The sequence below is a fragment of the Microbacterium sp. NPDC028030 genome (assembly GCF_040637855.1).
Taxonomy (GTDB): domain Bacteria; phylum Actinomycetota; class Actinomycetes; order Actinomycetales; family Microbacteriaceae; genus Microbacterium.
Map to the genome: position 1 here is coordinate 1,749,348 of NZ_JBEZXF010000001.1, position 14,736 is coordinate 1,764,083.

13 protein-coding genes and 1 tRNA gene are annotated in these 14,736 nt (G+C 68.0%); 10 read left to right on the plus strand and 4 right to left on the minus strand.

The genetic code is table 11. The annotated features are described in order from the left end of the window. Positions 1–68 precede the first annotated feature (68 nt). Positions 69–416 carry a DUF485 domain-containing protein gene (locus AB0E56_RS08740; RefSeq protein ID WP_359798220.1) on the plus strand — a complete coding sequence of 116 codons (348 nt, stop codon included), beginning with the start codon at positions 69–71 and terminating at the stop codon, positions 414–416. Next, positions 413–2,050 carry a cation acetate symporter gene (locus AB0E56_RS08745; protein WP_359798221.1) on the plus strand — a complete coding sequence of 546 codons (1,638 nt, stop codon included), beginning with the start codon at positions 413–415 and terminating at the stop codon, positions 2,048–2,050. Before AB0E56_RS08740 ends, AB0E56_RS08745 begins: the two co-directional genes overlap by 4 nt. Positions 2,051–2,131: 81 nt before the next feature. Here AB0E56_RS08745 and AB0E56_RS08750 read toward each other — a convergent pair whose 3' ends face one another. Further along, a complete protein-coding gene (locus AB0E56_RS08750; protein WP_359798223.1) occupies positions 2,132–2,644 on the minus strand; it encodes a methylated-DNA--[protein]-cysteine S-methyltransferase in 513 nt (170 codons plus the stop codon). A gap of 229 nt (positions 2,645–2,873) precedes the next feature. Between AB0E56_RS08750 and AB0E56_RS08755 the strand changes: the two genes are divergently transcribed. Together AB0E56_RS08755 and AB0E56_RS08760 are read left to right on the plus strand one after the other, a co-directional pair. After that, positions 2,874–6,542: an AAA family ATPase gene (locus AB0E56_RS08755; protein ID WP_359798275.1), complete on the plus strand. Its 3,669-nt coding sequence runs from the start codon at positions 2,874–2,876 to the stop codon at positions 6,540–6,542. Then, positions 6,535–6,750, plus strand: coding sequence for a hypothetical protein (locus AB0E56_RS08760; protein ID WP_359798224.1), 216 nt, complete (start codon positions 6,535–6,537; stop codon positions 6,748–6,750). Before AB0E56_RS08755 ends, AB0E56_RS08760 begins: the two co-directional genes overlap by 8 nt. An 88-nt stretch (positions 6,751–6,838) precedes the next feature. On the opposite strand, the gene mscL is transcribed toward AB0E56_RS08760, so the two are convergent. From mscL to AB0E56_RS08775, 3 genes are read right to left on the minus strand one after another with little or no spacing between them, the layout of a single operon-like run. Beyond that, positions 6,839–7,261 carry a large conductance mechanosensitive channel protein MscL gene (gene mscL, locus AB0E56_RS08765; RefSeq protein WP_359798225.1) on the minus strand — a complete coding sequence of 141 codons (423 nt, stop codon included), beginning with the start codon at positions 7,259–7,261 and terminating at the stop codon, positions 6,839–6,841. Positions 7,262–7,285: 24 nt separating this feature from the next. Further along, the gene (locus AB0E56_RS08770) at positions 7,286–7,558 is read right to left on the minus strand and encodes an FmdB family zinc ribbon protein (protein ID WP_359798226.1); all 273 of its coding nucleotides are present in this window, start codon (positions 7,556–7,558) and stop codon (positions 7,286–7,288) included. A gap of 15 nt (positions 7,559–7,573) precedes the next feature. Further along, positions 7,574–8,170 carry a 5-formyltetrahydrofolate cyclo-ligase gene (locus AB0E56_RS08775; RefSeq protein WP_359798227.1) on the minus strand — a complete coding sequence of 199 codons (597 nt, stop codon included), beginning with the start codon at positions 8,168–8,170 and terminating at the stop codon, positions 7,574–7,576. Positions 8,171–8,211: 41 nt separating this feature from the next. Between AB0E56_RS08775 and galU the strand changes: the two genes are divergently transcribed. From galU to AB0E56_RS08805, 6 genes are all read left to right on the plus strand, one after another. Beyond that, complete coding sequence (gene galU / locus AB0E56_RS08780; RefSeq protein WP_359798229.1) at positions 8,212–9,099, plus strand: UTP--glucose-1-phosphate uridylyltransferase GalU; 888 nt, start codon at positions 8,212–8,214, stop codon at positions 9,097–9,099. A 32-nt stretch (positions 9,100–9,131) separates the two neighbouring features. Next, on the plus strand, positions 9,132–9,761 hold the full coding sequence (locus tag AB0E56_RS08785; RefSeq protein WP_359798231.1) for a GNAT family protein: 630 nt from the start codon (positions 9,132–9,134) through the stop codon (positions 9,759–9,761). Positions 9,762–9,852: 91 nt separating this feature from the next. Next, on the plus strand, positions 9,853–10,698 hold the full coding sequence (locus tag AB0E56_RS08790) for a hypothetical protein (protein WP_359798233.1): 846 nt from the start codon (positions 9,853–9,855) through the stop codon (positions 10,696–10,698). Positions 10,699–10,750: 52 nt separating this feature from the next. Further along, a tRNA-Ala gene (locus tag AB0E56_RS08795) sits at positions 10,751–10,823 on the plus strand. Between the two features lie 220 nt (positions 10,824–11,043). Beyond that, complete coding sequence (locus AB0E56_RS08800; RefSeq protein ID WP_359798235.1) at positions 11,044–13,458, plus strand: glycosyl hydrolase family 65 protein; 2,415 nt, start codon at positions 11,044–11,046, stop codon at positions 13,456–13,458. A gap of 120 nt (positions 13,459–13,578) precedes the next feature. Next, positions 13,579–14,256 (plus strand): DUF6766 family protein, encoded by a 678-nt coding sequence (locus tag AB0E56_RS08805; protein WP_359798237.1) that lies wholly within the window; start codon positions 13,579–13,581, stop codon positions 14,254–14,256. Positions 14,257–14,736 lie beyond the last annotated feature (480 nt).

The window sequence follows — 14,736 nt, forward strand, 5'->3', positions numbered from 1 at the left end:
GTAGCGTCGACCCTACCACTCGCGCGACGGGCTCGTGCGAGGACCCTGACATGTGGCAAGGAGGCCCCATGAGCGACCAGACGCACGCAGAATCGGACGGCGCGATCGACTACATCGCCGTCGAGCAGTCCCCGCGATTCCTCGCATTGAAACGCACTCAGAGATCCTTCATCTTCCCTCTCGCCGCGTTCTTCCTCATCTGGTATTTCGTCTATGTGCTGCTCGCGGCATTCGCGACGGAATTCATGGGACAACGCGTCTGGGGCGATATCACCGTCGGACTGCTGTTCGGACTCGGACAGTTCGTCACCACATTCGCGATCACCATGGCGTATGTGTCTTTCGCGAATCGGAAACTCGATCCGCTCTCGGCAGAGATCCGTGAAGAGCTCGAGAAAGCACAGGCGCACGCATGAACGACATCCGCACCGCGACCGAGGCGGTCGAACTCGAGATCAACCCGGTCCTCAACATCTCGATCTTCCTGGCGTTCGTCGCGGTGACCCTGTTCATCGTGATCCGCGCGAGCCGCAACAACAAGACCGCCGCCGACTACTACGCGGCGGGACGTTCCTTCACGGGACCGCAGAACGGTTTCGCGATCGCCGGAGACTACCTGTCCGCAGCCTCGTTCCTGGGCATCTGCGGCGCCATCGCGATCAACGGATACGACGGATTCCTCTACTCCATCGGATTCCTCGTCGCCTGGCTGGTGGCGCTGCTGCTGGTGGCCGAACTCATGCGGAACACCGGGAAGTTCACGATGGCCGACGTGCTGTCCTTCCGGCTCAAGCAGCGGCCCGTGCGGATGGCGGCGGCGATCACGACCCTCGCGGTGTGCTTCTTCTACCTGCTCGCGCAGATGGCGGGCGCCGGCGGACTCGTGTCGCTGCTGCTCGGCATCGACGGCCGACTCGGTCAGTCGATCGTGATCGCGGTGGTCGGCGTGCTGATGATCGTCTACGTGCTGATCGGCGGTATGAAGGGCACGACATGGGTGCAGATCGTCAAGGCGTTCCTCCTCATCGGCGGCGCGCTCGCGATGACGATCTGGGTCCTCGCGATCAACGGCTTCAGCCTGAACACCCTTCTCGAAGCGGCGGTCGCGAACTCCGACAAAGGCGACGCGGTGCTGAAGCCCGGTCTGCAGTACGGCGCGAACCCGTGGGACTTCCTGTCCCTGGGCATGGCGCTCGTGCTCGGCACCGCCGGACTGCCGCATGTCTTGATGCGCTTCTACACCGTGCCGACGGCGAAGGAGGCCCGGCGCTCTGTGGTGTGGGCCATCTGGCTCATCGGCGGGTTCTACCTCCTGACGCTCGTGCTCGGCTACGGCGCGGGTGCGCTCGTGGGCGCCGACGTCATCGCTGCCGCTCCCGGCGGGGTCAACTCCGCGGCGCCGCTGCTGGCGCTCGAGCTGGGCGGTCCGGTCCTCCTCGGCTTCATCTCGGCCGTCGCCTTCGCGACGATCCTGGCCGTGGTCGCCGGCCTGACCATCACGGCCGCGGCCTCGTTCGCGCACGACATCTACGCGAACGTGATCCAGAAGGGCAAGAAGGACGCGGCAGGCAAGCCGGTCGAGGCGGACCCGAACGGCGAGGTCCGTGTGGCGCGGCGCACCGTCATCGTGATCGGAATCCTCGCGATCCTCGGCGGGATCGGTGCGCAGGGGCAGAACATCGCGTTCCTGGTCGCGCTCGCGTTCGCCGTGGCCGCTTCCGCGAACCTGCCGACGATCCTGTACTCGCTGTTCTGGCGACGGTTCACGACCCGTGGTGCCGTGTGGAGCATGTACGGCGGGCTGGGGTCCGCCATCCTGTTGATCATCCTGTCGCCGGTGTTCTCCGGCACCCCGACTTCGATGATCCCCGGCATCGACATCGCCGTCTGGCCGTTGAACAATCCGGGAATCGTCTCGATCCCGCTCGGCTTCCTCCTCGGGTGGCTCGGAACCATCACGAGCACGCGCAAGGAGTCGCCGGAGCTGGCTGCCGAGATGGAGGTGCGCTCGCTGACCGGCTTCGGTGCCGAGAAAGCCGTCGATCACTGATATCGGCGATCGGCCCTTACGTGGGCCGGAACGTGGACCCGGCGGCCTACTCGCCGGGTCCACGTGTCCCATCGGTGCGGATCAAGCGGCCTCGAGGTCGAGGAGGAACCGCTTGCGTTCCGGATGTGCGCCGTAGTGTCCGACCGAGCCATCCGAGCGCACCACCCGGTGCACGGGGACGATGATCGAGAACGGCGTCAGTCGGCATGCGGTGCCGACGGCGCGTGCCGCCCCCGGGTGGCCCGCGAGCACGGCGACCTCGCCGTAGCTCATCGTCTCGCCCCACGGGATGCCGCAGATCGTCTGCAGGGCGGTCAGGGCGAAGCCCTCGGCCAGGCGCCAGTCCAGGCGGACATGCTCTTCGAAGCGGACGGGTTCGCCGTCGAAGTATTCGGCCAGAAGACGCGCGAGGTCGTCGGCGGCGCCGGGGTCGGGCTCGGGAACGGCGTGGAGCTGTCGAGAGACTCCCTCGAGGAGCCACGGCACCTGCGGGTCTTCAGATTCGGAGAGATCGAAGCGCACGATGCCCTCGTCGGAGAACACCGCGAGGGCGTCGCCGAAAGGAGTCGGAGCGAAGTCGTAGCGGAAGGTCATGTCACCATCCTGACCGGAGGCGCCGACGGCCCGGCATACGGATCCCGGGCCGGGTGGAGAACGTGAGCGGACCGGCGCCCGGGTAGGAGGAGTGGCGACAGCCCGTCCAGAGCGGAAATTCGGCGGAAACCCGCCCGGGATACCCTCCCTCGCCGGGTCGCGCGCCTAGGGTGTCAATGTGTGGCGACGTGAAGAGAAGTCTGCGGATGGCACAGCGGCCGACGCTGCTGTGTCGATCAGCGATCTGCACGAGACCGCGACCGGTGTCGAGATCGCGCATGCCGCAGAGGCCGAACGCACCAGGCTGAGGGCGGAGGCCGCGGACTTCGGCGGCCCGTCGCCCCTGGTCAGCTTCCGCGACGGGCCCGAGTCGGGCATCGACATCTCGAAGGCGCATCCGGGCAGCCTGCCGCAGTTCATCACCGGGAAGTCGACTCTGCTGTCGAACCTCTTCCGCGACGAGGTCGGCCTGCGCACGGCGCGACTCGCGGCGGAGCGGATCACCGCGAAGAACACCGAGTTGCGCACCGTGCGGGGGATCGAGGCCGTACACCTCGCCGTCGGCGTCGCGCGCTGGCGCATCGGCGGAGCGAGCTTCGCCGCGCCGGTGCTGCTGCGCCCCCTGGCGATCCGCCGCCACCACTCGGACTTCGAACTCAAGCTCCAGGGCGCCTTCGAGGTGAACCCCGAACTCGTCCGCATCGCCCGTGAGCACTTCGGCCTCTCGATCGACGCCACCGCGCTCGCCGCTCTCGCCTATGACGGCGGCATCTTCAAACCGCAGCCGGTCATCGACAGCCTGCGCGCGATGACGCGCTCGATCGACACGTTCTCGGTCGAGCCGCGTCTCGTGGTCTCGACCTTCGCCGACGTGTCGGGCGCGATGTCCCGCGACGGCGGGAGCCTGGATCACGTCCTCCTGAACGCACTCGGCGGGCACGTGGGAGATCGGGAACGCGTGACCGCACCCCGCGCGACCCCGCACCACATCGGACCGGACGATCGCTCCCCGGCATCGGACAATCTTCTCCTCGATGCCGACGCCGAGCAGGAAGCCGTGCTCGCGCGCATCGCCGCAGGGCACTCCCTCACGGTCGCGACGCTCCCCGGCACCGGGGGGACGCAGACCGTCATCAATGCGCTCGGCGAGTTGGTGCGAGGCGGCAAACGGGTTCTCGTGGTCTCGGCCCGCAGGTCCACCCTCGACGGCGTCCGTCACCGTCTCGCCGGCATCGGACTCGACAGCCTCGCCATCTCTCCCGCAAGCGTGCGGCGCGATCTGGTGAGGGCGATCGGTCGGAACGAGAAGGCAGCGGCGCCGAAGGTCAGCGATGTCGACGACGCCCTCGTGCGTCTGCGCACCGTGCTCCGCGACTATCGGCAGGCGCTCACGGCTCCTGTCGCGGGCTTGGAGGCGTCGGTCCTCGATGCGACCCGCCACCTTACGAGGCTCGCCTCGCTTCCGGTGCCGCCGTCGACCACCGCGCGGTTGGGCGCCGACGCGCTGCGTCGCCTCGCGGCGGATCGCACTGAGGCCGCGCAGGCGCTCGCCCACGCCGCCCGGCTCGGAGAGTTCCGCTTCGGCCCCGATGACTCGCCGTGGTACGGCGTCACCTTCTCCAGCACCGAGGCGGCCCGGGCCGCGCACGAGCTCGCCGGTCGACTGCATGCCACCAGCGTGCCGGCCCTCCTCGAACGAGGCTACGAGCTGATCGCGCAGACACACATGCGTCCGTTCGCGACGATCGACGAGCTGGGGGAGTATCTGCGCCTGCTGCAGGGAATCCGCGACTCGCTCGATCGGTTCAGCCCCACCGTGTTCGAGCGTCCCCTCGGCGAACTCATCCAGGCGCACGGTTCTCGCCGCGATGCCCCAGGACTCTCGGGAGCCAACCGGCGGAGACTGCGTCGTCTCGCGAAGGAGTACGTCCGTCCCGGCGTCCATGTGACCGAGATGCACGAGTCCCTGCTCCGGATCCAGGCGCAGCGCACTCAGTGGCAGCGCTGTGTCGAGGCGGGCGTCGCACCGGAGATCCCGCTCGGACTCGCCGACGTGTACGTGGCCTGGCAGCGCGTCCAGGCCGAGCTCGCCGAACTCGATGTCGCCCTCGGACGCCGCGAGCCTCTCGCGTCTCTCCCGGTCGCGCGACTCGTGCGCACCCTGGCAGGGCTCGCCGCCAAGTCCGACGTGTTCGAGAACCTCGTGGAGCGCGCTCAGCTGCGCGACCGCCTGGCCCTCCTCGGTCTCGAGCCGCTTCTCGCCGAGCTGTCGGTGCGTCACGTCGCGGAGTCGCAGGTCGGAGAAGAGCTCGAGTTCGCCTGGTGGCAGTCGCTCCTCGAGCGGGCGCTCCAGGACAACCGCGCCCTTCTCGGCGCCAACACCGCGGTCGTCGACCGACTCGAGCGCGACTTCCGGCTGGTCGACGAAGCACACGCGGCGATGGCGGGACCGCTCCTCGCCTGGCAGCTCGCGAATCAATGGCGCATCGCCATCGTCGACGAGCCGCAGCAGTCGCAGCATCTCCGTCGTGCGCTGACGCAGCCGGGTGCGACCACGGCGCAGATCGTCAGCGCCGCCCCGACACTCGTCGACGTGCTCGCCCCCGTGTGGATCTCTTCGCCATATCTCGTCCCGGAGATCCCGGAATCCGTGGAGTTCGACACCGTGCTCCTGGTGGATGCCGCGGCGATCAACCTCGCAGAGGCCGCGCCGGCCATCCGTCGCGCGCGTCAGGTCGTGGCGTTCGGCGACCCGGTGACGCAGCGGCCGACGCCGTTCCACATCGCCGTGGACCCGGAGGAGTCGTGGGAGCCCGAGGTGCCGTTCGACGACGTGTCCGTCTTCGAACGGCTGTCCGAGCTCCTGCCCGTCATGACGTTGACCCGCAGTTACCGGGCGGGTGGCGAAGACCTCGCCGAGCTCATCAACGACGCCTTCTACGGAGGCGAGATCGTCTCCCTGCCCTGGGCGGGCTCGTACCTGGGCCGCGGCAGCCTCACCGTCGACTATGTGGAGGGTGGAACCGGTACGCCCGACCCGGTGTCCGGCGCCGTCGAGAGCCCGGACGCGGAGGTCGCGCGCGTGGTCACCCTCGTGGTCGAGCACGCCGTGCACCGCCCCGCCGAGTCGCTCATGGTCGTCACGGCCAGCGCCCGTCATGCGGAGCGGGTGCGTGCCGCCGTCACCTCGGCGTTCGCCGGTCGGTCCGATGTGGCGGACTTCGTCGGCCGCGACACTGCGGAGCCCTTCGCGGTGCTCACCCTCGAGGAGTCGGTGGCCGAGAGTCGCGACCGCGTGATCTTCTCGCTCGGCTTCGGGCTCACCAAGCACGGCCGCGTCCTGAGCGACTTCGGCGATCTCTCGACCCCCGACGGCGAGCGTCTGCTCACGGTCGGCATGACGCGCGCGCGACGTTCGATGGTCCTGGTGTCGTCCATCCGCCCGTCCTCCTTCGACGACGGGCGCCTCGAGCACGGGGCAGCCACCCTCATGTCGATCCTCGGTGGCCTGGCGGCGCGCAGCAGGGACGCCCGACTGGAAGACCTCGCGGATCCTCTCACGCTGGCCTTGGCGCGAGAGCTGCGACGTCTCGGCGCCTCCGTGGATGTCGACTATCGCGGATTGCTGCCGCTGGTCGCCCAGCATGCGGGCAAGGCCGTCGTGATCGAGTCGGACCCGGAGTCTCGCGGCGAGTCGCTGCGGGAGACGCTGCGGCTGCGTCCGCATGTGCTGCGCCGCCTCGGCTGGCACTATGTGCGCGTGCACGCCTTCGACCTCTACAGCGACCCGGCCACCGTGGCCACCCGCATCGCCGCCGTTCTCGGGATATCCGACACCGCTCCGCGCGCGGAGAACGACACCCAGCCGATCGACATCGTCGACTCGCAGAATGACTGACGACTCCGAGTCGCTCCCGCCGCGTCAGCGCGTGGTGCGGGTTCCGGGCTCGCGTCGCGCCCGCCTGACCCCGGTTCCCGGCAGCGATCCGGAGCCGGAGACGAGCAGCGGTGACGAGCCCGGAGTGACGGGTGGACCGCGCCGGCCGAAGGGCCCGAAGGGGCCGAACGACGACCAGCTGCTCCAAGACGTCCCGCCGCATTATTGAGGTGTCGAACACCGCGCCGCACAGCGGAAGACGCACGGACCCTCGAGAGAGGAACCGTGCGTCTTCCGGTGCGGCGGAGTGAAGAGCGTCAGACTCCGCGCTGCGTCTTGAGCAGGTCGCGGATCTCGACGAGCAGCTCGGCTTCGGTTGCGGCGGCCGGCTCTTCTTCCGGCTCTTCGGCCGGCGTGCCCTTGCGGGCTTCGACGTGCGCCTTGAACGTGTTCATCGGCAGGACGAAGACGAAGTACACGACGGCGGCGACGGCGAGGAAGCTGATGATCGCCGTGATCAGGTCGCCGATCGGGAACGTGACGGTCTCGCCGTAGATGTTCGGAACCTGGATGCCGAACTCGCCTGCGGCATCCGCCTTGAGGAACAACGAGATGAGCGGGTTGATGATGCTGTTGACGACGGCCGTGACGATCGCGGTGAACGCCGTGCCGATGACGACGGCGACAGCCAGGTCGATGACATTGCCGCGCAGCAGGAAGTCCTTGAAACCTTTGAGCATGGGAACCCCCAACGGATCTGGGCCTCAGGAAGAGGCCGGAGTCGACGCAGCAGCCGGCTTGGCGCTCGTCGTCGATTCCGCCTTCGATGATGCCGAAGCATCGGAGGAACCACCGGATTTGGCGCGCGAGTCCGTGCGATAGAAGCCGGATCCGTTGAAGGTCACGCCGATCGATCCGTACTGCTTCCGCAGGACGCCGCCGCACTCGGGGCACACGGTCAGCGCGTCCTCGGCGAAGCTCTGCACGGCGTCGAACTGGTGCCCGCACGACGTGCAGGCATAGGCGTAGGTGGGCATGGGCGTCCTTGCGGTTCAGCGTCGCCGAGGCGACAGGGTGAGGGTCTGCGACGGGGTCACGACGCCGTTCACCGGCTGGTCGTGCACCTCTCGCGGAAGTTCGTCGAGTACCTCGGAATCATAGATGACCGCGTACACCGGGGGGCATTTCTCCATCGACCCGATGGTCTTGTCGAAGTAGCCGCGTCCCCAGCCCATGCGCATGCCCGTGCGGTCGACGGCTGCGGCGGGGACGATCATCAGATCCACGTCGTTGACCGCGATCGGGCCGAGCACCTCGCCCGTGGGCTCCGGCAGCCCGAACAGGCCCTCCGACACCTCGTCGTCGTCGGTGGCGACGGCCCAGTCGAGCAGTCCGTCCGCACGGGTGACGGGCAGGAGCACGCGGATGCCCCGGCGCACGGTCCTCGTCACGAAGTCGCGGGTGCCGGGTTCCGTCGTCGTGGAGAGGAAGCACGAGATCGACCGTGCTCCGAGTTCGTCGATCAGCGCGTCGAGGCGTTCGCCGATCGCTGCGGCCGCGGCTTCGCGCTGGGGATCGGAGAGCAGCTGGCGTCGTTCGCGCAGCTCGGCGCGGAGCGCACGCTTGGCGTGTTCGACGTCGTTCGACATGGCTCCGAGTCTAGGGCGACGCTCACCACTAGGCTGGGAGGATGGCTGACCACAAGATCAAAGCCGTCATTCCCGCGGCAGGACTGGGGACGCGATTCCTCCCCGCGACGAAGGCGATGCCGAAAGAGATGCTTCCCGTCGTCGACAAGCCGGCGATCCAGTACGTCGTCGAAGAGGCGGCCGATGCGGGTATCGAGGACATCCTCGTCATCATCGGCCGCAACAAGAACGCCATCTCCAACCACTTCGACTCCGTGCCGGAGCTCGAGGTGAAGCTGATGGAGAAGGGCGACACCGGTCGCCTCGAGCGCGTCATGAAGTCCAGCGACCTCGCCGACATCCACTTCGTGCGACAGGGCGAGCCGAAGGGACTCGGGCATGCGGTGCTGCGTGCGCGCACCCACGTCGGCGACAGCTCCTTCGCCGTCCTCCTCGGCGACGACCTCATCGACGAGCGCGACCCGCTGCTGACCGACATGATCGCCGAGCACGAGCGCACCGGCGCCGCGGTGATCGCGCTCATGGAGGTCGACCCCGACAGTATCCACATGTACGGCGCCGCTGCTGTCGAACCCCTCGAGGGATCGGACGCGGTCAAGGTGACGGGTCTGGTCGAGAAGCCCGCGAAGGAGGACGCGCCCTCCAACCTCGCGATCATCGGCCGCTACGTGCTCCCGGCCTCGGTGTTCGAGATCCTCGAGCGCACCGAGCCGGGCAAGGGCGGAGAGATCCAGCTCACCGATGCGCTGCAGGAGCTCGCGACCGACCCCGATGGCCCCGGCGTCGTCGGTGTCATCTTCGGTGGACGCCGTTACGACACGGGCGACCGCGTCGACTACATCAAGGCGATCGTGCAGCTCGCGTCGGACCGTGACGACCTCGGCCCCGAACTGCGGCCCTGGCTGAAGGAATTCGCGGAACGCCTCTAGGCGACCCTGCGAACGTCGAACGTCGGTGCGGCATGGATCTGGCGGCGGGAATGCGACACGGACCGGTTGAACTGCGCCTCGTCCGCCCCAAGGACGCGCGGCCGCTCCAGCACGAGCTGCTCGCCAACCGGTCCTGGCTCCAGCCGTGGGAGGCGACGGTCCCGTACGGGTCCGTGTCGTTCGACATGAGGCTCAGCATCCGTCGCCTCCTGCAGCAGTACCGGGACGGTTCCGGGTATCCGTTCGTGATGGAGTACGACGGCGAGATTGCCGGACAGCTCAACGTCTGGGGCGTCGCGCGCGGTTCCCTGTGCTCTGCGACCATCGGGTACTGGGTGAGCGAGCGGTTCGCCGGGCGGGGGATCACCCCGACGGCGGTCGCCCTCGCCACGGACGCGTGCTTCACGGAGTACGGGCTGCACCGGATGGAGATCTGCATACGCCCCGAGAACGCCGCGAGTCTGCGCATCGTGCAGAAGCTGGGGTTCCGCTACGAGGGGCTGCGTCGCCGGTACATCCACATCGACGGGGACTGGCGCGACCACTATGCGTTCGCGCTGACCCGAGAGGATGTGCCGCAGGGAGTGCTCTCGCGGTGGCTCAGCGGTCAGGTGCCTCCCGACGCCGCGACTGTCCCTCCGGCCGACCGTATCGCCCTCTGACGCAGCTTTCTCCCACCGATCGGGGTGGACTCGCCGCGACACGCGCCCTTCTGCACGGCCCACTCGGTCCACTGCCCTTAGCGTTGTCGATATGGACGGGCCGGTGCTGAGCGGAGGAGTGATCGTGCTCGTCGCCGTGCTCCTGTGGATGCTCTACCTGCTGCCGTCGTGGCGTGGGCGATTCCAGTACAACGCCGCCGAGCGCAACGCTGTGCGGCTGAATCAGGCCCTCCGCGTCCTCGCGGAGACGAGCGAGACTCCCGATGAGGTGCGCATCGAGCTCAACGCGCGCAGCGCCCTGGCGCAGCAGAAGCTGGCGAAGCGCGTGCAGTCGGAGCGGGAGGCCGCGGAACTCGAGGCCCTGCGTGAAGAGCTCGCGGCGACCAGGGCCGATCCGGTGATCCGTCGTGCTCGCGCCCGTCGACGCGTCCGTATCACGGCCACCACGACGCTCGTGGCCGGGCTCGCGCTCGCGGGCATCGGCGTCTGGCAGCTCCTTGCCGCGTCCTCGTCCGTGTTGCTGTGGATCGGTGGGACGCTCGTCGTGCTGGCGGGGGTCGCTCTGCAGCGCATGGCCGCTGTCGCGCAGCGGGTCGCGCGGGCCACGCACGCCGTGACAGCACCCGCAGCGCCGCGCGTCGCCCCCGAGTTGCACGACCAGGGCCCTGCGACGTGGACTCCGCGTCGGCTTCCGGAGCCTCTGGTGTCGGTGGCCGGTTCCCGGGCCCAGACCGCACAGGCTCAGATCGACGCACAGGAGGAGCGCCGCAAGGCGGCACGTGTCGCTGCTCTCCGCGAGCGCGCAGAGCAGATGGCGCCGCCCGCTCCCGCACAGCTCCCCGCCGCGTCGTCGCCGTACGCGCGGATGGGATTCGTCGACGACGCCGAGATCGAAGCGCACGTCCGCGAGCTCCTCTCCCGTCGCGCCGCGGGCTGATCCTTCGCGACACGAGCAGCCCGCCGATCGTGATAGCGTAGAACTCGTTCACGGGCCTATGGCGCAGTTGGTAGCGCGCCTCGTTCGCATCGAGGAGGTCAGGGGTTCGAATCCCCTTAGGTCCACCGTGTAAGTCTTCCCCCGCATCGACAGCGTCGACCGTCCAGGGGACCGCCGTCCACCGCCGCCCGCATCTCCGCGCGCGGCGGTTTTCGTTGAACGGCGCCGATGCCCTACCGGAAGAGCGGCGCCGAAGGCAACGGCCATGGCGGGGACGCGCATCGCGACTATCGTCGTCGGCATCGGCGAGCACAGCCGCCCCGTCCGCATTCGAAAGGCGCCGCGATGACCCCTCGGTACGAGGTCGACGACTGGAGCGTCAGCATCGACGGAGTCGACGTGCTGCATCTCGCCCAGGAGGAGTCGATCTTCGGCCTCGCGAACGGGCACGTCGGATGGCGGGGGAATCTGGACGAGGGTGACCCGAGAGGCGTCGCAGGCAGCTACCTCAACGGTGTCTTCGAAGAGCACCCGATGCCGTATGCGGAGGACGGCTACGGCTACCCGGAGAACGGGCAGAGCGTCATCAACGTGCCGAACGGACAGGTGATCCGCCTGCTCGTGGACGACGAGCCCTTCGACGTGCGCCGTGGAACGGTCTCGACGCACCGCCGCCGGTTGGACATGCGCGACGGGCAGGTGCACCGCGTCGTCGAATGGACGAGCCCGGCCAGGCGGACGGTGCGCGTCGAGTCCACGAGGATCGTCTCGCTCGATCACCGATCCATCGCCGCGGTCAGGTACACCGTGCGCGCTGTGGACGGCCCGGCCCGCATCACCGTCCTGTCCGAGGTGCTCGCGAACGAACCTCTGCCGTCCGATCATGACGATCCGCGCGTCGCGGATCTCCTCCGGTCTCCGCTGCGAACCGTCGAGTCCGACGTGCTGGGCACTGCGGCGACGCTCGTCCACCGCACGAGGGAGAGCGCCCTGACCGTCGCCGTCTCCATGGACCACGTCGTGACCTCGTCCGCCTCCGTCGAGCCGAGCGTCGCGACGGAGGCGAAGGACGACCTCGCACGGACGCGCATCAGCGTCCACCTCGAGCCGGGGGAGACGCTCGAGGTGGTCAAGGTCGTCGGACATGAATGGACGCCGTCGGCGTCCGCCGCGACACTCCGCGATCGGGCGGAGGCAGCGGTCGGTGCTGCGCTGCGGGAAGGCTGGGACGGCATCGCCGCGGGTCAGCGCGCCAGGCTGGAGTCGTACTGGGAGTGCGCCGATGTGGAGGTCGACGGGATACCGCGGCTGCAGCAGGCTGTCCGGTTCGCCCTCTTCCAGGTGTTCCAGGCGTCGGCACGCGCCGAGCTGCGTTCGATCCCGGGAAAGGGGCTCACCGGGTCAGGGTACGAGGGGCACACGTTCTGGGACTTCGAGGCGTTCGTGCTGCCCGTGCTGACATCGACCTCGCCGGACGCCGCGGAACAGGCGCTGCGCTGGCGACACGCGACGCTCCCGCACGCACGAGAGCGTGCCAGAACCCTGCGTCTGGACGGCGCCGCCTTCGCGTGGCGCACGATCGACGGACGGGAGAGTTCGGGGTATTGGCCGGCGAGCACCGCGGCGTTCCACATCAATGCGGCGGTCGCCGGCGCGGTCCAGCACTACGTGAGGGCGACCGGCGACATCGCCTTCGAACGCGAATGCGGCGTCGAGATGCTGGTCGAGACCGCACGGCTGTGGTGCTCCCTCGGGCGCTGGGGCGACGACGGGGCTTTCCACATCGACGGAGTGACCGGCCCCGACGAGTACTCGGCGATCGTCGACGACAACGTCTACACGAACGTGATGGCCCGACGGAACCTCCGCGCCGCGGCCGTCGCCGTACGCGAGCACCCCGATGTGGCGACGGCGCTCGGCGTCGCCGCGACCGACGCCGACACCTGGGATACGACAGCGCGGTCGATGTCCATCCCCTTCGACCAGGAGAGAGGCGTGCATCCGCAGTCTGCGGGATACACGGATCGGGAACGCTGGGACTTCCGGAGCACCGGCGCCGAGCAGTACCCGCTGCACAGCCACTTCCCGTACTTCGACCTGTACCGCAAACAGGTGCTCAAGCAGGCGGATCTCGTGCTGGCGCTGTACTTCGCCCACGAAGCCTTCTCTCCCGAGGAGAAGGAGCGCGCGTTCTCGTACTACGAGGAGCTCACGGTGCGGGATTCCTCGCTGTCGGCGGCGGTGCAGTCCGTGCTCGCCGCCGAGGTCGGACACCTCGACCTCGCGCTAGACTACCTGGCAGAGGTCGCGACACTGGATCTCGACGACCTGCACGGGAACACCGATCAGGGGCTCCACATCGCGGCGCTCGCCGGCGTCTGGACGGCCATCACCGCGGGGCTCGGGGGAATGCGCGACACCGAGGGAGGGCTGAGCTTCCGCCCGAGCCTCCCTGAACAGATACAGCGTCTGTCCTTCGGTGTGCGGATCCACGGCCACCCGCTGTACGTGAGCATCACCCCGCACGCCGCGACCTACCTCCTGGGTGGTGGACCGTCACTGCGCATCCGCCACTTCGACGACGAGATCTCGTTGAGCTGCGGCGTACCTGTCGAGGTGCCGATACCGCCGACTCGACCCGCGGCCGCGAGACCGGAGCCACCGTATGGACGTGCACCGCGGCCCGCGGTGGTCGCCTTCGGCTGCGAGGACGCACGGCCGATCCCGGCCGCACCATCGGAGAGCACAGAGAGGATCTGAGATGTCGAACGAACGACCGCACACGCGCGCGATGGCCGTGCCCTTCTGGACCTGGATGTCCATCATCGTCGTCGGGCTCGCGGTGATGATCGTCCTGCCGCTGCTGGGAAGGTGAGCACGATGCGCAGGTCGATGAGGGACAGCGGTCTCAGCCTGGCGTTCCTCGCCATCTTCGTCATCACCCTGATCGGCCAGTCGATCGCAGGCCTGGCATACACCAACGAGGAGCTCGCCCAGCACGGTCGACCACCGCTGGGCTACGCCGAGTTCATCACGTCCTCCGACTTCCTCGTGGATGTCGCCGAGAACTGGCAGTCGGAGTTCCTGCAGTTCTTCCTGTTCATCCTCGCGACGATCTGGTTCATCCAGCGAGGCTCGCCGGAGTCCAAGAAGCCCGGCGACGAAGGGGTGGGCTCGGACGCGGATCAGCTGGTCGGCGAACACGCGCAGACGGACTCTCCCCGATGGGCGAAGGTCGCGGGGTTCCGCCGGTGGATCTACTCGAACTCGCTGCTGCTCACGATGGGGACGATCTTCCTGCTGTCCTGGCTCGCGCAGTCGCTCGCCGGGCACATCGTCGCGAACGAGGAGAACGCCATGCACGCCCTTCCGCCGGAGTCCTGGGGGGAGTACGTCCTGTCCCCGGAGTTCTGGAACCGGACACTGCAGAACTGGCAATCCGAGTTCCTCGCGGTAGGGGCGATGGTCGCCTTCTCGATCTACCTGCGTCAACGCGGATCGAGCGAATCGAAGCCGGTCGGAACGCCACATCACGTCAGCAGCGTCGAGTCGGAGTAGGCCTCGAACCGCCGCGGCCCTGAGGCGACTGTCCGCGACACGCCCGGCGGATCGCGCGGATTTGCCCGAACCCTGGAACCCACGTAAGTTATTACCTGTTCGCCCCAAACGGTTGAGCGGAGGTCCTCGGACCGGCTCCCGTCAAGCATCGAACACCTCCCGAATCCAGAACCGCTCCTCGGAGCGAAGAGGACGAAGGAACTGGCTCGTTTCCACGAGCAGGTCGCCGGAAGGCGATTTGACAAAGGAAATGAGATCAGTAAGATAGAGAAGTTGCCCTGCGGGCCTGGTTGTGATGGCTGGGTCGTGGGAGCATCCGATCCTTGAGAACTCAACAGCGTGCACTTGTCAAATGCCAAATTATCCTCGTCTAGCTTCGGCTAGTTGAGAATTCCTTTGGATCAAAGACCAATCCCTTTCGGGGGGTTGGCATTGGATGAAGTCAGCAATGAATTTGTCTCTTTGGTCAGCATCAAACTC